General features: G+C 71.2%; 21 protein-coding genes and 1 riboswitch. Of the genes, 13 read left to right on the plus strand and 8 right to left on the minus strand.

Translation table 11 applies throughout. From position 1 onward, the window contains the following. Positions 1-40: 40 nt before the first annotated feature. A complete protein-coding gene (ptsP, locus tag FJ657_RS00815; RefSeq protein ID WP_439653928.1) occupies positions 41-1687 on the minus strand; it encodes a phosphoenolpyruvate--protein phosphotransferase in 1647 nt (548 codons plus the stop codon). A 153-nt stretch (positions 1688-1840) separates the two neighbouring features. Here ptsP and FJ657_RS00820 point away from each other — a divergent pair, with 153 nt between their 5' ends. The 5 genes from FJ657_RS00820 (at position 1841) to FJ657_RS00840 (ending at position 6412) form a co-directional block, all read left to right on the plus strand. After that, a complete protein-coding gene (locus FJ657_RS00820) occupies positions 1841-2854 on the plus strand; it encodes a YihY/virulence factor BrkB family protein (protein ID WP_141161810.1) in 1014 nt (337 codons plus the stop codon). A 76-nt stretch (positions 2855-2930) separates the two neighbouring features. Beyond that, on the plus strand, positions 2931-3764 hold the full coding sequence (locus FJ657_RS00825; protein ID WP_141161811.1) for an exodeoxyribonuclease III: 834 nt from the start codon (positions 2931-2933) through the stop codon (positions 3762-3764). 156 nt (positions 3765-3920) lie between these two features. Continuing rightward, the gene (trpS, locus tag FJ657_RS00830; RefSeq protein WP_141161812.1) at positions 3921-4922 is read left to right on the plus strand and encodes a tryptophan--tRNA ligase; all 1002 of its coding nucleotides are present in this window, start codon (positions 3921-3923) and stop codon (positions 4920-4922) included. 12 nt (positions 4923-4934) lie between these two features. Further along, positions 4935-5513 (plus strand): GNAT family N-acetyltransferase, encoded by a 579-nt coding sequence (locus tag FJ657_RS00835; RefSeq protein ID WP_141161813.1) that lies wholly within the window; start codon positions 4935-4937, stop codon positions 5511-5513. 77 nt (positions 5514-5590) lie between these two features. Continuing rightward, positions 5591-6412, plus strand: a complete 822-nt coding sequence (locus FJ657_RS00840; protein ID WP_255447058.1) for an HAD family hydrolase — start codon at positions 5591-5593, stop codon at positions 6410-6412. Between the two features lie 191 nt (positions 6413-6603). Here FJ657_RS00840 and glpK read toward each other — a convergent pair whose 3' ends face one another. The 3 genes from glpK to FJ657_RS00855 all read right to left on the minus strand — a co-directional run bounded on the left by glpK (position 6604) and on the right by FJ657_RS00855 (position 10869). Further along, on the minus strand, positions 6604-8115 hold the full coding sequence (gene glpK, locus FJ657_RS00845) for a glycerol kinase GlpK (RefSeq protein WP_141161814.1): 1512 nt from the start codon (positions 8113-8115) through the stop codon (positions 6604-6606). A gap of 149 nt (positions 8116-8264) precedes the next feature. Further along, positions 8265-8951 (minus strand): MIP/aquaporin family protein, encoded by a 687-nt coding sequence (locus FJ657_RS00850; protein ID WP_439653929.1) that lies wholly within the window; start codon positions 8949-8951, stop codon positions 8265-8267. A gap of 193 nt (positions 8952-9144) precedes the next feature. After that, the gene (locus FJ657_RS00855) at positions 9145-10869 is read right to left on the minus strand and encodes a glycerol-3-phosphate dehydrogenase/oxidase (protein ID WP_141161816.1); all 1725 of its coding nucleotides are present in this window, start codon (positions 10867-10869) and stop codon (positions 9145-9147) included. Between the two features lie 95 nt (positions 10870-10964). Here FJ657_RS00855 and FJ657_RS00860 point away from each other — a divergent pair, with 95 nt between their 5' ends. The 7 genes from FJ657_RS00860 (at position 10965) to FJ657_RS00890 (ending at position 18267) form a co-directional block, all read left to right on the plus strand. Beyond that, complete coding sequence (locus FJ657_RS00860; protein WP_141161817.1) at positions 10965-11948, plus strand: sugar-binding transcriptional regulator; 984 nt, start codon at positions 10965-10967, stop codon at positions 11946-11948. 277 nt (positions 11949-12225) lie between these two features. Continuing rightward, a riboswitch (FMN riboswitch) is annotated at positions 12226-12348 on the plus strand. A gap of 78 nt (positions 12349-12426) precedes the next feature. Then, entirely contained in the window at positions 12427-13626 is a 1200-nt protein-coding gene (gene ribD, locus FJ657_RS00865; protein ID WP_141161818.1) for a bifunctional diaminohydroxyphosphoribosylaminopyrimidine deaminase/5-amino-6-(5-phosphoribosylamino)uracil reductase RibD, read from the plus strand. Next, the gene (locus tag FJ657_RS00870) at positions 13626-14306 is read left to right on the plus strand and encodes a riboflavin synthase (protein WP_141161819.1); all 681 of its coding nucleotides are present in this window, start codon (positions 13626-13628) and stop codon (positions 14304-14306) included. The genes ribD and FJ657_RS00870 overlap by 1 nt, the downstream gene beginning before the upstream one ends. Further along, positions 14303-15691 carry a 3,4-dihydroxy-2-butanone-4-phosphate synthase gene (gene ribB / locus FJ657_RS00875; protein ID WP_141161820.1) on the plus strand — a complete coding sequence of 463 codons (1389 nt, stop codon included), beginning with the start codon at positions 14303-14305 and terminating at the stop codon, positions 15689-15691. The genes FJ657_RS00870 and ribB overlap by 4 nt, the downstream gene beginning before the upstream one ends. After that, positions 15688-16182, plus strand: a complete 495-nt coding sequence (gene ribH, locus FJ657_RS00880; protein ID WP_141161821.1) for a 6,7-dimethyl-8-ribityllumazine synthase — start codon at positions 15688-15690, stop codon at positions 16180-16182. Before ribB ends, ribH begins: the two co-directional genes overlap by 4 nt. Before the next feature lie 230 nt (positions 16183-16412). Continuing rightward, positions 16413-17840: an MFS transporter gene (locus tag FJ657_RS00885; RefSeq protein ID WP_141161822.1), complete on the plus strand. Its 1428-nt coding sequence runs from the start codon at positions 16413-16415 to the stop codon at positions 17838-17840. A gap of 139 nt (positions 17841-17979) precedes the next feature. Next, on the plus strand, positions 17980-18267 hold the full coding sequence (locus tag FJ657_RS00890) for a GNAT family N-acetyltransferase (protein ID WP_141161823.1): 288 nt from the start codon (positions 17980-17982) through the stop codon (positions 18265-18267). An 18-nt stretch (positions 18268-18285) separates the two neighbouring features. Here FJ657_RS00890 and FJ657_RS00895 read toward each other — a convergent pair whose 3' ends face one another. From FJ657_RS00895 to FJ657_RS00910, 4 genes are all read right to left on the minus strand, one after another. Then, positions 18286-19065 carry an ABC transporter permease gene (locus FJ657_RS00895; RefSeq protein ID WP_255447160.1) on the minus strand — a complete coding sequence of 260 codons (780 nt, stop codon included), beginning with the start codon at positions 19063-19065 and terminating at the stop codon, positions 18286-18288. A gap of 74 nt (positions 19066-19139) precedes the next feature. Then, on the minus strand, positions 19140-20021 hold the full coding sequence (locus FJ657_RS00900) for an ABC transporter permease (RefSeq protein ID WP_255447059.1): 882 nt from the start codon (positions 20019-20021) through the stop codon (positions 19140-19142). A gap of 5 nt (positions 20022-20026) precedes the next feature. Continuing rightward, positions 20027-20962, minus strand: coding sequence for an ABC transporter ATP-binding protein (locus FJ657_RS00905; protein WP_439653924.1), 936 nt, complete (start codon positions 20960-20962; stop codon positions 20027-20029). Between the two features lie 69 nt (positions 20963-21031). After that, positions 21032-21367: a CHY zinc finger protein gene (locus FJ657_RS00910; protein WP_141161827.1), complete on the minus strand. Its 336-nt coding sequence runs from the start codon at positions 21365-21367 to the stop codon at positions 21032-21034. Positions 21368-21511: 144 nt separating this feature from the next. Here FJ657_RS00910 and FJ657_RS00915 point away from each other — a divergent pair, with 144 nt between their 5' ends. After that, complete coding sequence (locus FJ657_RS00915) at positions 21512-23416, plus strand: ABC transporter ATP-binding protein (RefSeq protein WP_141161828.1); 1905 nt, start codon at positions 21512-21514, stop codon at positions 23414-23416. The last annotated feature ends 24 nt before the right edge of the window (positions 23417-23440 follow it).

Consider the following 23440-nt stretch of genomic DNA (forward strand, 5'->3'; position numbering starts at 1 on the left):
ACCCGCGTCGGGATCGACCCCGGGGGCCGAACGGTGATCCTCAGGCCGTGCGGGCGGCCTCCCGAGCACCGGCCGCGGAGTGCGCGGCGAGCGCCGCCGCGGCCTTGGCCTTCGCCTGCTCGAGCGTGACGCCGGCGAGCTCGGCGCGCACATCGGCGAGCGCCGCCGGGGTCATCGAGAGCGTCGTCGCGCCGAGGCCGACGAGCACGACCGCGAGCTGCGGGTCGGCCGCGGCCTCGCCGCAGATGCCGACGCCCTTGCCGGCGGCGGCGCCCGCGTCGCCGAGCGACTTCACGAGACGCAGCACCGCCGGATGCCACGGGTCCTGGTAGCTCGCGACGCTGCCGAGCATGCGGTCGGCGGCGAGCGTGTACTGGGTGAGGTCGTTCGTGCCGATCGACACGAAGTCGGCCGACTCGAGCACCTGGTCGGCGACGACGGCGAGCGAGGGCACCTCGGCCATGACGCCGACCGTGTTGAGGCCCAGCTTCTTGCCGTACTCGACGAACCAGGCCGTCTCCTCGGCGTCGGCGACCATCGGCGCCATGACCCACAGGTCGGCCTCGGTCGCGTCCTGCGCGTTCTTCAGCGCGGTCAGCTGGTCGTGCAGGATCTGCTCGCTGGCCCGCAGGGCGCGCAGTCCGCGCAGACCGAGCGCGGGGTTCTCCTCGTGGGCGTCGTTCAGGAAGCTCAGCGGCTTGTCGGCGCCGGCGTCGAGGGCGCGCACGACGACCTTCTTGCCCGGGAAGAACTCCAGCAGCGCCGTGTACTGCTCCGTCTGGGTCTCGACGCTGGGCGCCTCGCTCGCGTCGAGGAACAGGAACTCGGTGCGGAACAGCCCGACACCCTCGGCGCCCAGCTCGACCGCGGCCGGGCCGTCCTTCGCCGAGCCGACGTTCGCGAGCAGCGGCACCTTGGTGCCGTCGGCGAGGGCGCCGTCGGTGATCGGGGCGGCAGCCTGGGCGGCACGGTCGGCGATGCGCTGCTCGGCGTCGGCCACCTGCTCCGAACTCGGGTCGACGACCACGGCGCCCGCGGCGGCATCCAGCACGATGCTCGTGCCGTCGGCCAGGTCGAGGGCGCCGGTCACGCCGACGATCGCCGGGATCGACTTCGAGCGCGCGAGGATCGCCGTGTGGCTCGTCGGGCCGCCGTCGCTCGTGACCAGGCCGAGCACCTTCTCGAGGTCGAGCAGGGCCGTGTCGGCGGGGGCGAGATCGCGGGCGACGAGGATGAACGGGGTGTCCGACTCGGGAACGCCCGGCGCCGGCACGCCACGGAGGGCGGCGATGATGCGCTGAGCGACATCGGCGAGGTCGGTCGCCCGCTCGGCCATGTAGCCGCCGAGGGCGACGAGCTGCTCCTGGAACGACGCGAAGGCCTCGTGCACGGCGCGCTCGCCGGTCTTGCCGCCGTCGATGCGGGCGGTCACGTCGTCGGCGAGCATCGGGTCCTGCGCCATCATCACGGCGGCCTCGAGCACCTGCTGCGCCTCGCCGCCGGCCTTCTGGGCGCGGGCTCCGAGGTCAGCGGCGACCTTCGCCACCGCGTCCTGCACCTTCTGCTTCTCGGCGGCCGCGTCACCGCCGTGCTGCTCGTCGGCGGGAGCGGCGAGCGGCTCCGGCATCCTCAAGATGGTTCCGACCGCCACGCCGCGACCGACACCGACTCCACGAAGCTCCACGATGACTCCTTCTGCGCGGCGCCGGGTGGTGGTGTGGGATGCGCCGCTGCGGGTACCGGTCAGCCTAGCCAGAAGGCCCGGGGCGTCGGACTGCGCGGGCTGAACGCGGCATGAGAACGCACGGATGCGCAGAGCCGCTTCGCTAGCGTCGAGAGCATGGACGGCATCAAGCGACTCGTGGCGTGGGTGCAGCAGACGCGAGCCGTGCGGGTGTTCCAGCGCTACAGCGCACAACGCGGCCCCATCCTCGCCAGCGGCCTCGCCTACCAGGCGCTCTTCGCGGTCTTCGCCGCGATCTGGGCCGGGTTCTCGATCGCGGGCCTCGTCATCAGCGGCGACCAGGTGCTGCGCGAGCAGCTGATCTCGACGATCGGCGGCGTCGTGCCCGGGCTCATCAAGACGAGCGCCGGCGGTGCCGGGGCGATCGACCCCGACGTGCTGCTGGCGGCACCCGCATTCAGCCTGACCCTCGTCATCTCGCTCGTCGGCCTCCTCGTGACGGCGCTCGGATTCCTCGGATCGCTGCGCGACGGCATCCGCGTCATCTTCGAGCTGCCCGCGCTGACCGGCAACCCGGTGCTGCTCAAGGTGCGCGACCTCGTCGTCGGGCTCGGCTTCGCCGTCGTGCTCGTCGCCTCGGCGGGGCTCTCCTACTTCGGCACGACCGGCGCCGAGACCGTGCTCGGCTGGCTCGGCATCTCGAGCGACTCGGTGATCGCCTTCGTGATCACCCGCATCATCACGATCGGCGTCATGTTCGCGCTCGACGCGTTCACCCTCGCGGCGCTCTACCGCGTTCTCACGGGGGTGCGCATCCCGCTCGAGCGACTGCGCGGCGGGGCCATCATCGGCGCGGTCGCGCTCGGCGTGCTCAAGGTGCTGTTCTCGGCGGCGATCATCGGCGGCGTCGGCAGCAACCCGCTGCTGAAGTCGTTCGCCGTCATCCTCGGGCTGCTGATCTTCTTCAACTTCGTCTGCCAGGTGATCCTCATCGGCGCCGCCTGGGTCGTCGTCGGGCTCGACGACAACGGGATCGTGGCCGACCCCGTCTTCCTTCGGAAGCGGATCGTCGAGGCGCGGATCCTGCTCGCCGACCACGGCTACGCGAGCGGGCGCCCCCTCGAGCAGAAGCGCGGGCGGGTGCGGATCGAGCGCGAGCCGCTGGGCTGACGTCCCCCCAGCTGGTCGCGGCGCGATCTCGCCTCGCGCGGCGGCGGGTGTCGGCGGCCGTCCCTAGGCTGGAGTCATGCCCCGCCCCCTCCGCATCGCCAGCGTCAACGTCAACGGCATCCGCGCCGCCTTCCGCAACGGGATGGGCCCGTGGCTCGACGGCCGCGACGTCGACATCCTCGCCCTGCAGGAGGTGCGCGCCGAGACGTCCCACCTCGAAGAGCTGCTCGGCGACGAGTGGGACATCCTGCATGACGCCGCCACAGCCAAGGGCCGCGCGGGCGTCGCGATCGCCTCGCGACGCAAGGCCAGCATCCACCGCGTCACCTTCGGCGCCGACGACTTCGACAGCGCCGGCCGCTGGCTCGAGGCCGACTACGAGGTCGACGGATCGATCGTGACCGTCGTGAGCGCCTACGTGCACTCGGGCGAGGTCGGCAGCCCCAAGCAGGTCGAGAAGTTCAAGTTCCTGGAGGCCTTCGCCGAGCGCTTGCCGGCGCTGGCCGAGCACAACCCGCTCGCCGTGGTGATGGGCGACTTCAACGTCGGCCACCGCAAGCTCGACATCAAGAACTGGCGCGGCAACCAGAAGAAGGCCGGCTTCCTTCCGGAAGAGCGTGCCTACCTCGACCGCTTCATCGGCGCCGAGGATGCGGACGACTACAACCGCGGCGGCGGCCTCGGCTGGGTCGACCTCGGGCGTCGCTTCCACGGCGAGGTCGAGGGCCCGTACACCTGGTGGTCGAACCGCGGCCAGGCTTTCGACAACGACACCGGCTGGCGCATCGACTACCAGCTCGCGACCCCCGCGCTCGCCGAGAAGGCCGTCGCCTACACGGTCGACCGCGCGGCGTCGTACGCCGAGCGCTGGTCGGACCACGCGCCGGTCGTCGTCGACTACCAGCTGTAGGCGGATGCGACGGAGTCGGCTGCCGAGGCCGGGTTACGTCCGTCGGCTCCCGTCTCCCGGCTCCGCTCGGTCCTCCCCCGGACGCGCGACGGCTGGTTCTGCACAGCCGGCTGACCAGCCGCGCATCCGACGCGTGCGACCTGGAAGACTGGGGCCGTGACCGCACGACTCTTCTCTGGAATGCAGCCCTCCGCCGAATCGCTCCACCTCGGCAACTACGTCGGGGCTCTCCTCCAGTGGAAGAAGCTGCAGAACGACTTCGACGCGATCTTCTGCGTCGTCGACCTGCACGCGATCACCGTCGCGCAGGATCCGGTGAAGCTGCGCGAGGCCACGCGCCGCACGGCCGCCCAGTACATCGCGGCCGGCATCGATCCCGAATCGAGCATCCTCTTCGTGCAGTCGCACGTCGCCGCCCACCCGCAGCTCGCCTGGGTGCTCGACACGATCACGGGCTACGGCGAGGCCGCCCGCATGACCCAGTTCAAAGACAAGTCGCAGAAGCAGGGCGCCGACGCGACCACCCTCGGGCTGTTCGCCTATCCGGTGCTCATGGCCGCCGACATCCTGCTCTACAACGCCGAGGTCGTCCCCGTCGGCGACGACCAGAAGCAGCACGTCGAGCTGACCCGCGACCTCGCGACCCGCTTCAACTCGCGCTTCGGCGACACCTTCGTCGTCCCCGAGGCGAAGACGCTCGCCGACGGCGCCCGCATCTACGACCTGCAGAACCCCGGCTCGAAGATGTCGAAGTCGGGCGAGTCGCCGCAGGGCATCGTCTGGCTGCTCGACGAGCCGAAGGCGGTCGCCAAGAAGATCAAGTCGGCCGTGACCGACACCGAGCGCGAGATCCGCTTCGACCCGAAGGCGAAGCCGGGCGTCTCGAACCTGCTGTCGATCCTCTCCGGCGTCACCGGCACCCCGGTCGCCGCCCTCGAAGACCACTTCGCCGGCAAGGGCTACGGCGACCTCAAGACCGAGACGGCGGACGCGGTCGTCGCCGAGTTCGAGCCGGTGCGCACCCGCGCGCTCGAACTGCTCGACGACCCGGCCGAGCTCGACCGTCTGCTCGCCCACAACGCCGAGCGCGCCGCCGCGATCGCCGACGAGACCCTGCGCCTCGCCTACGACCGGGTCGGCCTGCTGCCGCGGGTCTGACCGCGTGGCCTCGTGAAGCCCGTCACCCTGCGCACCGAACGGCTCGTGCTCGACGTGCCGGCGCTCGCCGACGTCGACCTGATCGCGGAGTACTGCGCCGATCCGGTCTTCGAGCACTGGATGACGACGCCCTGGCCCTACACGCGCGAGCACGCGCTCGGCTTCGTGAACGAGTACGTGGCCGTCGGATGGCAGCAGGACCGCGAGTTCACCTGGGCACTGCGCCCAGCGGGCAGTCGCGAGCTGCTCGGCGTGGTCGGCATCCGCCGCGAAGACGACCCGCGCTGGACCGACGGGCAGTGGAACCTGGGCTACTGGATGGGCGCGCCGAACCGAGGCGCCGGGCTCACGACCGAGGCGGCCCGCGCGGTCGTAGACTGGGGCTTCGCCGAGGGCATCGCGCCGCGGTACCGCTGGGAGGCGGTGGCCGGCAACGTCGGATCGCTGGCGATCGCGCGCCGACTCGGCTTCACGTTCCTCGAGACGACGCCCGGCCGAGCCGAAGGGATGCCGGCGCAGCGCTCCGACACCTGGCACGCCGAGCTCGGACCCGACGACGACCGTGAGATCAAGCCCGGGTGGCCGGTGTGAGCGCTGTCGATCGCTCCCGCGGCGAAGGCATCGAGGGTGCAGTTGGTGCCGACGGTGCAGCGGCGTCGCGCATTCGCGTGGCGCTGTTCGATCTCGACGACACGCTCTTCGCCCATCGGGCTGCGGTGGATGCGGCCATCACCCGCCATCGCCGTGAGCTGCCGGGATGGTCGCCCGCCGACGACACGGCCGAAGCCCGGCGCTGGACCGAGCTCGAAGAACACCACTACCACCGGTACCTCGCGGGTGAGCTCGACTTCCTCGGCCAGCGGGCCGCGCGCGCTCGCGACTTCGCGGCGCCGTACGGGCTCGTGCTCGACGACCCCGAGCTCGCGGAGACCTGGTTCGCCCGGTACTTCGAGCGCTACCGCGAGGCGTGGCGTCTCCACGACGATGCGCTCGCCTGCCTGGATGCGCTGACCCGTTCCGCGCCGGACGACGTCCCCCGCGACGGCGCGGCACCCGATGACATCGCTCCCGCCGGCGCCGCATCCGGCAGCGCCGCAGCCGCCGGCGCTGCACCCGCATCCGCTCCGCTGCGGATCGGCATCATCACGAACGGCGAGCTCGACTTCCAGACGCGCAAGATCGAGCAGATCGAACTGACCGCGCGCGTCGAGCACCTGGTGGCGAGCGGCGACTTCGGCACGACGAAGCCGGATCCGTCGATCTTCCGCCACGCCGTCGAGCTGTTCGGCGTCGAGCCGCACGAGGCCGCCTACATCGGCGACCGCTTCCGCACGGATGCCGTGGGCGCCGCCGACGCCGGCCTCACCGGCGTCTGGCTCGACCGTCACGGCCGCGCGACCGACGCCGAGCGCGCCGAGGCCGCCGCCCGCGGCATCCCGATCCTCCGCTCCCTCGCCCCGCTCCCTCAGCTCCTCCGCTCGCGCCTCTGAGCAGCCGCGAGCTCTGACGCGACTCAGCACGGATCCCCGACGACGACCCACCCCGGTCACGAGACGCGACCCGTGCTGAGTTGCGAAGTGGACACTCGCCCGGGGATGCGAAAGGGCCCGACGGCGTGACGCCGTCGGGCCCTTCTTCGCAGGGGCGCTGCTCAGATCACGCGCCGCTCAGCGCGCGCGGTTCACTTGACGTCGGCGTCGACCCAGTCCATCGACTTGGTGACGGCCTTCTTCCAGAGGCGCAGCTGACGAGCGCGCTCGTCGGCGTCGAGGTTCGGCTCCCAGCGCTTGTCCTCCTGCCAGTTGGCGGCGAGGTCCTCGAGGCCCGACCAGAAGCCGACCGCGAGGCCGGCCGCGTAGGCGGCGCCGAGAGCGGTGGTCTCCGCGACGACCGGGCGCACGACCGGCACGCCGAGGATGTCGGCCTGGAACTGCATGAGCGTGTCATTGGCGGTCATGCCGCCGTCGACCTTGAGCTCGGTCAGCTCGACGCCGGAGTCGGCGTTGACGGCCTCGATGACCTCGGCCGTCTGGAAGGCGGTCGACTCGAGAGCGGCGCGGGCGATGTGGCCCTTGTTGACGTAGCGGGTGAGGCCGACGAGGGCGCCACGCGCATCCGGACGCCAGTAGGGCGCGAACAGGCCCGAGAACGCCGGGACGATGTACGCGCCGCCGTTGTCCTCCACCGACTTCGCCAGCTCCTCGACCTCGGGGGCCGACGAGATGATGCCGAGGTTGTCGCGCAGCCACTGGATGAGCGAGCCGGTCACGGCGATCGATCCCTCGAGCGCGTAGTGGGTCGGCTGGTCGCCGAGCTTGTAGCCGACGGTGGTGAGGAGGCCGTTCTTGGAGTGCACGATCTCGGTGTCGGTGTTGAAGATCAGGAAGTTGCCGGTGCCGTAGGTGTTCTTGCTCTCACCGGCGGCGAAGGCGGCCTGACCGAAGGTGGCGGCCTGCTGGTCGCCGAGGATGCCGGAGACCGGCACCTCGCGCAGCAGGTTCGACGCCTCGACGGTGCCGTACACCTCGGACGACGACTTGATCTCGGGCAGCATCGACTTCGGCACGCCGAAGTCGGCGAGGATGTCGTCGCGCCACGACAGCGTCTCGAGGTCCATGAAGAGGGTGCGCGAGGCGTTCGTGACGTCGGTCGCGTGCACGCCGCCGTCGGTGCCGCCGGTCAGATTCCACAGAACCCAGCAGTCGGTGGTGCCGAACAGCAGGTCGCCTGCTTCGGCCTTCTCGCGGGCGCCCTCGACGTTGTCGAGGATCCACTTGATCTTGGTGCCCGAGAAGTAGGTCGCGAGCGGCAGGCCGACGATCGACTTGTAGCGCTCGACGTCGCCGTTCGCGAGCTCGTCGACGATCGACTGCGTGCGGGTGTCCTGCCAGACGATCGCGTTGTAGACGGGCTGACCGGTGGTCTTGTCCCAGACAACGGCGGTCTCGCGCTGGTTGGTGATGCCGACCGCGGCGATGTCGTGACGCGTGAGGTCGGCCTTGGAGAGGGCCTGGCCGATGACCTCGCGGACGTTGTCCCAGATCTCGACCGGGTTGTGCTCGACCCATCCCGCCTTCGGGAAGATCTGCTCGTGCTCCTTCTGACCGGTGGAGACGATGCTCCCCTTCTTGTCGAAGATGATGGCACGCGACGAGGTCGTGCCCTGATCGATCGCGATGACGTAGTCAGCCATGTGCTGAAGACTCCTTTGTCGGATTGTGCGAGGTGAGGCTAAGAGATGCAGTGGAGCGGGGAGATGCGGTTGGAGCGCTGACGGGGTCCGGCCGGGATGACCGCCCGGACCCCGTCAGTGGAGCAGGTTGCCCGTGATGCGGCTGTGGCTCAGCCGAGGGTGAGCAGCGGCGCGGCGATACCGGCGATGGCGCCACCGATCAGCGGGCCGACGACCGGGATCCACGAGTAGCCCCAGTCGCTGGTGCCCTTGCCCTTGATCGGGAGGATCGCGTGGGCGATGCGGGGGCCGAGGTCACGGGCCGGGTTGATGGCGTAGCCGGTGGGACCACCGAGCGAGGCGCCGATGCCGACGACGAGCAGCGCGACCGCGAGGGCGCCGAGCGCGCCGAGGTTGACGCCCTCACCGAGCTTGCCGGCGCCGAAGCCGAGGATGACGAAGACCAGCACGAAGGTCGCGATGATCTCGGTGACGAGGTTCCATCCGGCGCTGCGGATGCCGGGGCCCGTCGAGAAGACGCCGAGCTTGGTCGCCGGGTCGGGCTCCTCGTCGAAGTGCTTCTTGTAGGCGAGGAACACGAGCACGGCGCCGATGATCGCTCCGACCAGCTGCGCCGCGATGGCGACGAAGAACTGGGCGGCGCCGATCGCACCGGTGATGAGCAGACCGACCGACACAGCCGGGTTCAGCTGCGCACCCGAGTACTGCGACACGATCACACCGGCGAAGACCGCGAGGCCCCAGCCGAAGTTGACGAGCAGGAACCCGCCGGCGTTGCCCTTGGTCTTGGTGAGGGCGACGTTCGCCACCACACCGCCACCGAGCAGGAGCAGCATCGCGGTGCCGATCAGCTCGGAGACGAAATACAGTCCCAGGTTGGTGTCCACGTTGACCTTTCTCGGGCTTCGCCGGCGAAGCGTCCAGAGCTTCGATACACCGGGATGCCGTGTGATTTCAGGGGAAAGCTAACGACTGTGCGCGTTTTCTGACAAGCGAAACGCGTGCACATCCGTCCATTTCTCGAAGAGTTCAAGCCCCCGTCGGCGTGACGAGCGGCAGGGCGACGCCGTGGGCGTCGCGCAGCAGGGTGACCGCGGCCTCGACCTCGGCCGTGCGACGGGTGTCGTCCCAGCCGAGTTCGGCGGCGGCGATCCCGGCGATCTCGTCGAGGAGGTCGAGGCTGAGGCCGCCGACGAAGGCGAGCGAGGTGCGACGCAGCAGGATGTCGTCGAGGTGGACGACCTGCTCGGCCCGCACGAGGTGGGCGATCTCGCCGACGCTGTATGCACGATCGTTCACCAGCGGCTGGTCATCCGTTCCCGCGATCGCGGAGATGACCTCGGTCGCGCGGGTGCCGTAGCGCTCGAGCAGCTGCTCGACGCGCGCGGCGTCGAGCCCCTGCGCGTTGTCGCGCACCCAGACGCGGCGCGCGGCGTCGTCGGCCGGCCAGTTCTTGCCGCCGCCGATCGCGAGGCCCGCGGTCGACACGGTGCGTTCGGCGCCGAGGCGCTCGAGCACCTCGTTCGTCAGGTGCTCGGCGAGGGCGCGGAACGTCGTCCACTTGCCGCCGACGAGGCTGAGCGTCGGGGTCCCGCCGAGCTTCCCCTCCTCGATTCGGTAGTCGCGGGAGACGAAACCGGGAGCGGTGTCGTCGTGGCGCGGCAGCGGGCGGATGCCCGAGAAGCGGTAGACGATCTGCGAGCGGTCGACCGCGATCTTCGGGAAGACGTGCTTCACCAGGTCGAAGAAGTAGTCGACCTCCTCCTCGGTGCAGACGACCGGCTGCGACGGGTCGGCGTCGATGTCGGTCGTGCCGACCATGACGCGCCCCTTGAGCGGGTAGATGAGCACGATGCGGCCGTCGGAGTGCTCGAAGAAGATCTCGCGGCCCTTCGTCGCGGCGACGAGCGCGGGGTTGTCGAGCACGATGTGCGAGCCCTTGGTGCCGCCCATGAACTTCGTCGGGGTGCCGAGCGCGGCGTTCGTCAGGTCGGTCCAGGGTCCGGAGGTGTTGACGACGAGGTCGGCCGTGATCCCGAAGGTGTCGCCCGTGACGGTGTCGCGCACGGTGACCGTGCCGTCCACCGCGCCGACCGCCTCGAGGTGGTTGACCGCGCGGGCCCGGTCGCCGCCGGCGACGACGCCGTCGTGCAGCACGTCGAGGGCGATGCGCTCCGGGTCGTGCATGGACGCGTCGTAGTAGGTCGCCGTGTACTTCAGGCCGGGGTTCATCTCGGGCAGGTCGGCGAGCGCCTTCTTGCGGCCGAGGAAGCGGTGCCGGGGAACCGAGCCGCCGTCGCGCGAGAAGGTGTCGTAGATCGTCAGGCCGACCTTGATGAGCGCGGCGCCGCGCTCCTTCGGCTTGCCCTGCTTGTGGGTGATGAAGCGCAGGGGCGCCGAGAGGATGCCGCTGAAGGTGGAGAAGATCGGCACGGTGGTCTGCAGCGGCTTGACGTAGTGCGGCGCGATGCGGATCAGCCCGTTGCGCTCGACGACCGACTCGTTGACGAGACGGAACTCGCCGTTCTCGAGGTAGCGGATGCCGCCGTGCACCATGTGCGACGAGGCGGAGGACGCACCCGAGACGAAGTCGCCGCGCTCGACGAGCACGACATCCACGCCCTGCAGCGCGAGGTCGCGGAACGTGGCGATGCCGTTGATGCCGCCGCCGATGACGAGCACCTGGGCTCGGGGGCGGGCGCGCAGCGCCTCCAGGTCGGAGCGGTTGGGGGACGTCGGCGTCGACGGGCTCACGTGGATCTGCCTTCCTCGGGTGGTTTCTGGGTACAGTCATACCGGCGGCGCACGATCTTGCAAGCCGTTTGAACGAACGTGCAGAGGGACGGACGATGACGATCCAGAGTGTCGAGCGCAGCAGCGCACCCGACTCGATCAAGTCGCGGGAGGCCCTGCGGGCCGCCCAGCTCTACTACCTGCAGGACCTGACGATGGATGCCATCGCCCGCGAGCTGCACACCTCGCGCTCCTCGGTGTCGCGGCTGCTCAGCTTCGCCCGCGAGACGGGACTCGTGGAGATCAGCATCCACTCGCCGCTCGATCTGTCGACGCGCACGCAGCACGAGATCCGCACCCGCCACGGCGTCACCGCGCACGTCGTCCCGGTGCCCGACCGCATCAGCGAGGTCGACCGACTCGAGCGCGTAGCCATCTCAGCCGCACGCATTCTCAGCGGCCTCGTCGACTCGAACATGACGATCGGCATCGCCTGGGGCTCGACGCTGAGCGCGATGGGACGCCACCTGCTCAGCAAGAAGACGCACAACGTGCACCTCGTGCAGCTCAACGGCGCGGCCAACACGCGCACCTCGGGAATCCCCTACGCGGGCGAGATCCTCAGCCGCTTCGGCCTCGCCTTCGGCGCCGAACCGCACCAGTTCCCGGTGCCGGCGCTGTTCGACGACCCGGAGACGAAGAAGGCGCTGTTCCGCGAGCGCAGCATCCGCCGCGTGCTCGACCTGCAGCGCCGCACCGACCTGGCCGTGTTCGGGCTCGGCTCCCCCGCCGCCGTCGTGCCCAGCCACGTCTACGCCGGCGACTACTTCGACCAGGCCGATCACGCGATCCTGCGCGACGAGGGCGTCGTGGGCGACGTCGCGACCGTGTTCTACCGCGCCGACGGCTCCGACGACGGGATCGCGCTCAACGCCCGCTCGTCGGGGCCGAGCCTCGACGAGCTGCGCGCCATCCCCCGCCGGCTCTGCGTCGTCAGCGGGCTCTCGAAGCTCGACAGCCTGCGCGGGGCGCTCGAGGCCGGCATCATGACCGACCTCGTGGTCGACGAGGACACGGCGCGGCACCTGGTCGATGCCTGAGAGCGCGGTCGACTCGGGCGGAGCCACCAGCCGCGCGGCACCTGGTCGACGCCTGAGAGCGCGGTCGGCTCGGGGCGGAGCCACCAGCCGCGCGGCACCTGGTCGACGCGGAGCGCGCCCGTCGACTCGGGCTGAGCCGCCATCCGCCGGCACCTCGTCGACGCGGAGCGCGCCGGTCCCTGCGCGCACTGACCCTGCCCGCACGCGCGCCATGCGACCGCGTGTGACGGGCGGGAATACGCGTGACGGATGCCCGTTGTATCGTGCAGAGAGAAGCAATGTGCTCCGGGGTCGGTGAAAATCCGAGCCGGCGGTGATAGTCCGCGAACCTCACTTCGGTGAGGCCGATCTGGTGGAACTCCAGGACCGACGGTCAAAGTCCGGATGGGAGGAGCGCAGGGCGTCCGACGTGTCGGGCGTCCCGCGGCGCATGCCGTCACCCCCGGACCCTGCTCGAGAACGAGTTCAGGAAGACCGGATGACCGAGACAACGCCGCAGCGCACCGCGAGCCGCGCTGACGCCGCGCCCGCCCACGCCGCGCCCGCCCGCCGCGTCGACGACGCGACCGTCGAGCAGGCCGTACGCCGCGCACTCGAACTGGCGGCGCTCGGCCCGGTCACCGGCGGCAACCCCCAGGTGGGATGCGTGCTGCTCGACGCCGAGGGACGCACCGTGGCCGAGGGCTGGCACCACGGCGCCGGCACCCCGCACGCCGAGATCGACGCGCTGTCGAAGCTCCCCGTTCCGCACGACGCGCGTGGGCTCACGGCCATCGTCACGCTCGAGCCCTGCAACCACACCGGACGCACCGGCCCGTGCAGCGAGGCGCTGATCGCCGCCGGCGTCGCCCGCGTCGTGTACGCGGTCGCCGACCCGGGCGCGAACTCGTCGGGGGGCGGAGCGCGCCTGCGCGAGGCCGGCGTCGAGGTCGACGGCGGCGTGCTCGAGGCCGAGGCCGAGTTCTTCCTGCGCCGGTGGCTGACCGCGGTGCGCCGCGGCCGCCCCTGGGTCACCGTGAAGTGGGCGTCGACGCTCGACGGCCGCGCGGCCGCCGCCGACGGCACGAGCCAGTGGATCACCGGCCCCGCCGCCCGGCAGCGCGTGCACGAGCAGCGCTCCGCGAGCGACGCGATCCTCGTCGGCACGGGCACCGTGCTGGCTGACGACCCCTCGCTCACGGCCCGCGGCGACGGCGGCGAGCTGCTCGCCGCCCAGCCCATGCCGGTCGTCATCGGCGAGACCGCCGTTCCCGCGGATGCCGTGCTGCGCTCGCATCCGCGCGGACTGATCGAGACCGGAACCCGCGACCTCGCGGCCGTGCTCGCCGACCTGGATGCGCGCGGCCTCCGCCGCGTCTACGTCGAGGGCGGACCGACGCTGGCGAGCGCGATCATCGCCGCCGGCTACGCCGACGAGTACCTCGTCTACCTCGCTCCCGCCCTGCTGGGCGGCGAGAAGCTCGCGCTCGGCGACCTCGGCATCCGCACCATCGGCGAGGCGCGCCGCCTGCGCGTCACCGGCGTCGAGCAGCTCGGCGACGATCTGCTCATCACGGCCGAACCCGCCGAACCCGCCGAACCCGTCGACCCCGCGGCGAGCGCCGCGCCCGCATCCACCACCGCTGTCAGCACCACTGCAGCCAGCACCACCGCTGTCCCCAGCACCGAGGAGAACTGATGTTCACCGGAATCATCGAAGAGCGCGGCGAGATCATCGCCTGGGAGCCGCAGGGCGACGCGGCCCGCATCACCGTGCGCGCGCCCCTCGCCGCCTCCGACGCCCACCACGGCGACTCCATCTCGGTCAGCGGCGTCTGCCTGACCGTCGTCGACCAGGGCGCCGACTGGTTCACCGCGGATGTCATGGGCGTCTCGATCGCCATGAGCACCCTCGGCGAGCGCCGCCCCGGCGACCGCGTCAACCTCGAGCGCGCGATGGCCGCCGGCGACCGCCTCGGCGGCCACATCGTGCAGGGCCACATCGACGGAACCGCACGTCTTCTCACCGTCGAGCAGGCCGACGGCTGGCGCGTGCTGCGCTTCAGCCTCGACCCCGAGCACGCGCCGCTCGTGGCCCGCAAGGGCTCGATCGCGGTCGACGGCGTCTCGCTCACGGTGAGCGGTGTCGGCGCCGACTGGTTCGAGGTCTCGCTCATCCCCGAGACGCTCGCCGCCACCACGCTCGGCGCGCTCGAAGCGGGCGCCGCCGTCAACATCGAGACCGACATCCTGGCCCGGCACATCCTGCGCCTGGCCGACCTGGGCCGGCTGCCCGAGACCGTGGCGGGCAGTGCGCTCACCGCGGACGCGGCGAGCGCCGGCGCCACCACCGAGAAGGAAGAGCAGGTGCGCGCATGAGCCTCGCGAGCATCCCCGAAGCACTCCAGGCCCTGCGGGAGGGCAAGCCCGTCATCGTCGCCGACGACGAGGGCCGTGAGAACGAGGGCGACGTCATCCTCGCCGCGCAGAGCGCCAGCCAGGAGTGGATCGCCTGGACGGTGAAGCACAGCTCGGGCTTCATCTGCGCCCCGATGACGAACGAGATCGCCGATCGGCTGAACCTGCCGCCGATGGTCGAGCACAACGAGGACCCGCGCGGCACCGCGTACACGGTCAGCGTGGATGCGGCCGACCGGCTCAGCACCGGCATCAGCGCCAGCGACCGCGCCAACACCCTGCGCGTGCTCGCCGACCCGACCTCGACGCCGGCCTCGCTGTCGCGTCCGGGTCACATCATGCCGCTGCGCGCCGTCGACGGCGGCGTGCGCGAGCGCGACGGCCACACCGAGGCCGCGGTCGACCTGATGAAGCTCGCCGGGCTCATCCCCGTCGGCGCGATCAGCGAGATCGTCGCCGACAACGGCGAGATGGAGCGCCTGCCCGGTCTCATCGCGCTGGGCGAGCGCGAGGGCATCCCGGTCATCACGATCGAGGAGCTCATCCGCTTCATGGAGGCCAACCGCTGCGAGACCGACCCCGAGCCGGTCGTCGACGTGAGCGAATGGCAGCGCGTGACCTTCGAGGTCGAGACGACCGTGCCGACCGAGCACGGCACCTTCCGCGTGCGCGCCTACCGCGACCGCTCGACCGGCGCCGACCACGTCGCCTGGATCTCCGACGGCCCCGATGGCGTCGCACCCGCGAACGGCACACTCGTGCGCGTGCACTCCGAGTGCCTGACCGGCGAGGCCTTCGGCTCGCTCAAGTGCGAGTGCGGGCCCCAGCTGGATGCGGCGCTCGAGACGATCCGCGACCAGGGCGGCGTCGTGATCTACCTGCGCGGTCACGAGGGCCGCGGCATCGGCCTGATCAACAAGCTGCGCGCCTACCGCCTGCAGGAGGACGGCCTCGACACCCTCGACGCGAACCTGCGCCTGGGCCTGCCGGCCGACGCCCGCGACTACGGCGCCGCGACCGCGATCCTCGACGACCTCGGCGTGGAGCGAGTGCGCCTGCTCAGCAACAACCCCGAGAAGGCGCGCCAGCTGCGCGAGCGCGGCATCGCGATCGACGAGCTCGTGCCGCTCGTCGTCGGCGTCGGCGAGTTCAACGAGGGCTACCTCGACGCCAAGCGCGACCGGATGGGCCACGCGCTCCCCGCGCACGAGGTGCTCGACGAGGCCCGCCGCAGCGCCGTCGGCCGTGCGGGCGCCCTGCCCGTCGTCGGCGACGCGACCGGCGCGATCCCGACCGCATCCACGACCACCACCGCATCCGCCCCGACCGAGAGGACCGCATCATGAGCGGCGAAGGACAGCCCACCTACGAGATCGACGGCCGCGGCCTGAAGGTCACGATCGTCTCCGGACTCTGGCACCACAGGATCGCCGACGGCCTGCTCGCCGGCGCGCGTCGCGTGCTCGAGGCCTCCGGCGCCGAGATCACCGAGGTGCAGGTGCCCGGCAGCTTCGAGCTGCCCGTCGCCTCCAAGGCCGCCCTCGACGCGGGCGCGGATGCGGTCGTCGCCCTCGGCGTGATCGTGCGCGGCGGCACCCCGCACTTCGAGTACGTCAGCTCCGCCGCGACCGACGGCCTCACCCGCGTCGCCCTCGACACAGGAAAGCCGGTCGGCTTCGGCGTGCTCACCCTCGAAGACGAGCAGCAGGGCATCGACCGCGCCGGCTACCCGGAGTCGAAGGAGGACAAGGGCGCCGAGGCCGCCTCGGCCGCCCTCGCCACGGCGATCGTGCTGCGTCAGATCGCGGGCCACGCGCCCACCAGCATCCCAGCCTGACCCCACCAGCTCCACCCGTCGACCCCGGCGCGCCACGGCGCCCGGGGTCGACAGCTGTCGGGCAGTGGTCTGAACACGGTTCTGAACAGGCGTAAGGTTTCCCGCGGGTCGCCACAAGCGACCGCCCCTCTCACCACCTCGCGCCCCGCCGTCGAGCGAGCACGCCGCTGAACCCTCGCGGCGACTCGGCTCCGGCCCCGTGGCGCCGCTCACCCTCCCTGGAGTCCCGCATGTCCGCGTCGTCCACGACGCCCGCCGGCAGCACCGCCGGCAGCAATCCCGGCGGTTCCACCGCCCCGGTCAACAAGCGCTCGCGCGTCGTCTTCGCCAGCCTGATCGGCACCTCGATCGAGTTCTACGACTTCTACGTCTACGCGACCGCCGCCGTGCTGGTCTTCCCCGCGCTGTTCTTCCCGAACGCGGATGCGACCACCTCGCTGCTGTCGTCGTTCGCCTCCTTCGGCGCCGCCTTCATCGGCCGCCCGCTCGGCTCGATCCTCTTCGGCCACTTCGGCGACCGCGTCGGCCGCAAGACGACGCTCATCGCGGCGCTGCTCACGATGGGCATCGCGACCTTCCTGATCGGCTGCCTGCCCGGCGCCACCACGCCCGGCTGGGCCGTGCTCGCGCCGGCGCTGCTGACCCTGTTCCGCTTCGCCCAGGGCATCGGCCTCGGCGGCGAGTGGAGCGGCGCGGCGCTGCTCGCGACCGAGAACGCCCCCGAGGGCAAGCGCGCGATCTACGGCACCTTCCCGCAGCTGGGCGCCCCGATCGGCTTCATCATCGCGAACGGCCTGTTCCTCATCCTCAACCTGACGATGACGCCGGAGACCTTCGCGCTGTGGGGCTGGCGCGTGCCGTTCCTGGCGAGCGCGCTGCTCGTGATCGTCGGCCTCTACGTTCGCTTCCGCCTGGTCGAGGCGCCCGCCTTCACGAAGGTCGTCGAGCAGAACGCCGTCGCGCGCGTGCCGCTCGGCCGGGTGTTCCGCTTCAACTGGTGGCAGCTCATCCTCGGCACCTTCATCATGCTGGCGACCTACGTGCTCTTCTACCTGATGACCACGTTCACGCTGACCTACGGCACGACCCCCTCGAGCGTCGAAGCCGGCAAGGCGGCCGCGGATGCGGCCGGCAAGCCCTTCAACGCCGACGCCTTCCTCGCGGGACTCGGTTACACCCGCACCGACTTCCTGATCATGCTGATCGTCGGCGTCGTGTTCTTCGGCATCTTCACGCTCGTCGCCGGGCCGCTCGCCGAGCGCTTCGGCCGCCGCAACATGCTCTCGGTCGTGACCGCCGGCATCTTCGTCTTCGGCTTCCTGTTCGTGCCGCTCGCCGACGCCGGCTTCGTGGGCGTCATGCTCTGGCTGATCATCGGCTTCTCGCTCATGGGTCTGACCTTCGGCCCGATGGGCGCGACGCTGCCCGAGCTGTTCCCGACGAACGTGCGCTACACCGGCTCGGGCGTCAGCTACAACGTGTCGAGCATCATCGGCGCGGCCGTCGCCCCGATCATCGCCCTGGCGCTGTGGGGACTCGCGGGCGGCAGCATCATCCTCGTCGGCATCTACCTGAGCCTCGCCGCGGTGCTGACCTTCGCGGCACTGCGGCTGTCGAAGGAGACCAAGCACAGCGACTTCGCGACGATCGTCGAGTGACCGACCTGCGCTGACGTCGGCGGCCGACTCGGTTGTCGACTCGCGCCGAGAGCCCGGTACCGCACTCGCGGCGCCGGGCTCTCGGCGTCCAGCGCGCCGGCATCCAGCGCGCCGCCGCGCTTTCGCGCACACTGGGGTCATGGTGGATGTCGTGATCGAGGACCAGAAGGATGCGTCGCGCTACGCGCTCAGAGTCGACGGCGAGCTGGTGAGCGTGCTCGACTACCGGGTTCTGGGCGAGCAGATCTCGTTCCCGCACACCTTCACCAAGCCGCAGCACCGCGGACACGGCTGGGCCGAGAAGCTGGTCGACTTCGCGATCGACGACGTGGAGCAGAACTCCGAGCGGCGTGTCGTGCCGATGTGCTGGTACGTGGCGCAGTGGTTCGACGCGCACCCCGACCGCGCAGGGCTGCTCGCGCGCTGAGGCGGCCGGCGCATCCCCTCAGTCGAGGAACAGCGCCCGCAGTCGCCGGGTCGTGAAGACCATGCCGATCGCGACCATCACGGCGTAGTAGGCGACGTGCACGAGCAGCATCGGCCCGATCGCCCCGGTCGTCAGGCTGCGGACGAGCTCGACGCCGTGCCACAGCGGCATCGCCTGGATGAACCACTGGATCGGCTCGGAGTAGACGGTCAGCGGGTAGAACGTGGCCGAGAGCAGGAACATCGGCAGCATGACGAACTGGATCCAGTCCATGTGCTGGAAGGTCTTCAGGTAACTCGTGATCGCCATGCCGATGCTGGCGAAGCCGAAGGCGATGAGCAGCAGCGCGGGCAGCGCGAGCACGGCCGTCCACGACAGGTTCAGCCCCAGGGCGGTCATCACGACGAGGAAGATCGTCCCGTAGACGCCGCCGCGCAGCAGCGCGAGCAGGATCTCGCCGAGCGCGATGTCGAGCGGCCCGAGACTCGTGGCGAGCATGCCCTGGTAGAGCTTGCCGAAGTGCATCTTGAAGAAGACGTTCCACGTGGAGTCGTAGACGGCGCCGTTCATCGCCGAGACCGCGAGCAGCGCCGGCGCGATGAACGCGGCGTAGCTGATCGGATGACCGGCCGGGTCGGTGACGCCGGTCACGTAGCCGCCGAGCCCGACGCCGAGCGAGAGCAGGTAGAACACCGGCTCGACGACGCCGGTGAGCACGACGATCCAGTTGGTGCTGCGCGTCGCGACGAGCCCGCGCACGACGACCGAGCGGGCGTTGCCGGCGTAGAGCGCGCGCACGCCTCCGCCGCGCCGGCGCGGACCGGATCCTTCGCCGCGCGAGCGTGCCGCGGCGACGCGGGCCGTGGTGCTGCTCACTTGTCGAGCCTCCGCTTCACGATCCGCTGGCACAGCATCCAGCCGACCGCGGCGAGCGCGAGCAGGTAGGCGAGGTGCACGAGCGTGAGCCACAGCGGCTCGGTCGGGCCGTAGGCGACCTGGCGGCCGAGCTCGCTCGCGTGCCACAGCGGCGAGAGCCAGCCGATCGGCTGCAGGTAGACGGGCAGCTGGGTGAGCGGGAAGACGGTGCCGCTGAACAGGGTGAGCGGCAGGATGACGACGCGCTGCAGCACCGCGAACTGCCCCTTGTCTTCGGTGATCGTCGCCGCGTAGGCCGCGACGAGCGTCCACGAGAAGCCGGCGAGCAGTCCGATCGGGATGAGCAGCACCCCGGCGGGCGAGGGCATCGCCCCGAACAGCAGGATCACGAGGTAATAGATCGTGACCGTGATCGTCATGCGCACGGCCGCGAACAGGAAGTGGCCGGTCACGATCTGCGGGCCCGAGATCGGCGCCGCGTTCATGCCGACGAACACCGGATTCCACTTCAGCCCGAGAAGGATGCCGAACGTGAACTCCTCGGTCGCGACGAGTGTGCCGGCGGTGACCAGCAGCGCCGGCGCCACGAACTCGATGTAGCTGACAGGCCCGTTCGCACCGCCGGGGCCGACGTTGCCGGTGATGAGCGTCGCGAGCCCGACGCCGAAGGCGAAGAGGTAGATGAGCGGCGTGCCCGTCGCGGTCGCGATCATCGTGACGCCGAACTTGCTCATCGTGCGCAGCTGGTGCTCGGCGACGAACAGCGGACCGAGGCGGCGCGGGCGCGCGCCGGTGGCGAGCAGCTCGTCGCGGGTCGGGTACGCGCGGCCGGCCGCGCTCGGCTGCGCGCCGGATCCGGAGCCCGCGTTCGAAGTCACGGCGCTCATTCGATCAGCGACCTTCCGGTGAGCCGCAGGAAGACGTCTTCGAGGCTCGAGCGCCGCACGAGCGACGTGACCGGCTCGAGCCCGCTCTCGATCACGGCGGCGAGCGCGTGCTCGCCGTTGTCGGCGTAGACGAGCACCCGATCCGGCAGCTCCTCGATGCGCTCGCCCAGGCCGGCGATCGCGCCGATGCGCTTCGCCGCATCCGCGTTGCGATCCGAGCCGAAGCGCACCTCGAGCACCTCGCGCGTGGAGTGCTCGCGGATCAGCGCCGACGGGCTGCCCTCGGCCATGATCCGCCCCTTGTCGACCACGACGAGCCGGTCGCAGAGCTGCTCGGCCTCATCCATGTAGTGGGTCGTCAGCACGAGGGTCGTGCCCTGCTCCTTCAGCCGGAACAGCCGATCCCAGAGGATGTGCCGGGCCTGCGGGTCGAGACCGGTCGTCGGCTCGTCGAGCAGCAGGATGCGCGGATCGTTGATGAGCGCGCGGGCGATCGTGAGCCGGCGCTTCATGCCCCCGGAGAGGTCGTCGACCTTGCTCTTCGCCTTGTCTTCCAGCTGCGCGAAGGCGAGCAGCTCGTCGGCGCGCTGGGCGATGACCCGGCGCGGCAGCCCGAAGTAGCGGCCGTAGACGAGCAGGTTCTCGCGGGCCTGCAGCTCCATGTCGAGGTTGTCCTGCTGCGGCACGACGCCGAGCTGGGCGCGGATCTCGGGGCCGTGCTGATCGGGATCGAGCCCGAGGATGCTCAGCTCGCCGGCCGTGCGCGTCGAGACCGCCCCGACCATCCGCATCGTCGTCGACTTGCCCGCGCCGTTCGGCCCGAGCAGTCCGAACGACTCCCCCGGCGGCACGTCGAAGTCGATGCCGCCGACCGCGACGGTGTCGCCGTAGACCTTGGTGAGACCGGCGGCGTGGATGACGGGTTCGCTCACGTCGTTCACCCTAGACAGCGCGTGCGACATCGGGAACGCCGTCGGCGAGCGAGGTGGGTGTCGACCCCCTCAGACGGCGAAGTAGAGGTGCGTGTGCAGCGCGCATCCCGGGTTGAAGCCGGCGCCGCAGCGCGGGCACGAGGAGTCGGCCGCGAGGTACTCGGCGATCGTCAGCTCGGCCTTGCACTCCCCGCACAGCACCGCGCGGGTGTCGCGGGCGTCGAGGGGCCAGACCGCGGCGGCGTGGTCGACGCTCTCGGCATGGCAGGCGTGGCACGGGTAGTAGTCGCCGCAGCAGGCGAAGCGGATCGCGATGACATCCAGCTCGCCGCGGTAGTGGATGCAGCGGGTCGCGTCGTCGACGACCGGCCCGAGCACGCGGGGTGCGGGAGCGGCGGTCGTCATGCCGCCATCGTGCCACGCGCGAGGCTTCGGAACGCACGCGGGTCCCCGCGCCGTCGGGTGCCTCCGAGCGAGGATGTGGGACGCTCTACGGTGGACCGCGCCCGGCGCGCGACCCGCCCCCACCCTCGCGCACTGGAGAGAACCGTGAGCTCCCCCGCATCCTCTGCCCGCCGCAGCCCCTTCGCGCGACCCGCGAAAGACGACGGACCCCGCGCCTCGCTGCGCGACCTGCTCCCCTACCTGACGGAGCACCGCGGCGCGCTCGTCGCGGTCGTGCTGCTGAGCCTCGTCGGCGCGGCCGCCTCGCTCGCGCAGCCCGCCCTGGTGAGCACCGTCATCGGCCGCGTCGAGAAGGGCGCGAGCCTCGGGCCGCTGACCTGGCTGCTCATCGCGCTCGTCGTGGTCAGCGCGCTCATCTCGGCCGTGCAGCACTACCTGCTGCAGCGCACCGGAACCAGCGTGGTCCGCTCGGCGCGCGTGCAGCTGGTGCGGCGCATCCTGCACCTGCCGATCACCGAGTTCGACCTGCGCCGCACGGGCGACCTGGTCTCGCGCGTCGGCAGCGACACGACGCTGCTCTACGCCGTCATGACCCAGGGTCTGGTGGATGCGGTCGGCGGCGCCGTCGTCTTCATCGGCGCGATCTTCGGCATGGCCGTGATCGACCCGGTGCTGCTCGGGCTGACCGTGCTGGTCGTCGCGATCTCGATCGTCGCGGTCGTGCTGCTCAGCGGACGCGTGCGCGTCGCCAGCCGTCAGCAGCAGGAGCGCGTCGGCGATCTGGCCGCGTCGGTGGAGCGCGCCGTCAGCGCGATCCGGACGGTGCGCGCGGCGGGCGCGACCGAGCGCGAGGGCGCCGAGATCGAGAAGGACGCCGACGCGGCCTGGGGCGCCGGCATCCGCGTCGCGAAAGTGTCGGCGCTGATCGTGCCGATCGCCGGCATCGCGATGCAGGCCTCGTTCCTGGTGGTGCTCGGCGTCGGCGGGTTCCGCGTCGCGAGCGGCGCGATCACGGTCGCGAGCCTGGTGGCGTTCATCCTCTTCCTGTTCCTCATGATCATGCCGCTGGCCACGGCCTTCGGCGCGATCACCTCGGTCAACCAGGCGCTCGGCGCGCTCGGTCGCATCCGCGAGATCATCGCGATCCCGAGCGAGGACGAGGGGGATGCCGCGACCGCGGCCCGCGCGACGAGCCTCTCGGTCGCGCCGGTCGAGACCGGGGCTCCGACGTCGCTGACCGTCGACGAGCGCGAGCACGCGGCGATCCGCTTCGACGAGGTCGTGTTCCGCTACCCCGAGGCCGCGCACCGCACCGAGCGCGAGAAGGAGATCGCCGCCGCGGTCGGCACCGTCGCCGAGCCGCGCGATCGCACCGTGCTCAAGGGCGTCTCCTTCGCGGTGCCGAAGGGGCAGCGCACGGCGCTCGTCGGGCCGTCGGGCGCGGGCAAGAGCACGATCCTCGCCCTCATCGAGCGCTTCTACGACGCCGACGGCGGCCGCGTGCTGTTCGGCGAGCGGGATGTGCGCGCCCTCGACCGCGGCGAGCTGCGGTCGCAGCTGGGCTACGTCGAGCAGGATGCTCCGGTGCTGGCCGGCACGCTGCGCCAGAACCTGACCCTGGCGGCGCCCGGCGCGAGCGACGAGGACTGCATCCGCGTGCTGCGCGAGGTGAACCTCGGCGCCGTTCTGGAGCGGAACGAGCTGGGCCTCGACGCGCCCGTCGGCGAGGACGGCGTCATGCTCTCCGGCGGAGAGCGTCAGCGGCTCGCGATCGCGCGGGCGCTGCTCGCGGCGCCGCCCGTGCTGCTGCTCGACGAGGCCACCGCGGCGCTCGACGGCGTCAACGAGCAGCTGCTGCGCGAGGCGATCGACCGCGTCGCCGCCGACCGCACCCTGCTCGTGATCGCGCACCGGCTGTCGACCGTCGTCGACAGCGACCGCATCATCGTGCTCGACGGCGGCCGGGTCGCCGGCGTCGGAACGCACGCCGAGCTGCTCGAGTCGACCCCGCTCTACCGCGAGCTCGCCCGGCACCAGCTGCTCGTCTGAGGTCGGCCGTCGTCCCCGGGGCCG

This window comes from Schumannella soli (genome assembly GCF_006517435.1).
GTDB classification, from domain to species: Bacteria; Actinomycetota; Actinomycetes; order Actinomycetales; family Microbacteriaceae; genus Schumannella; species Schumannella soli.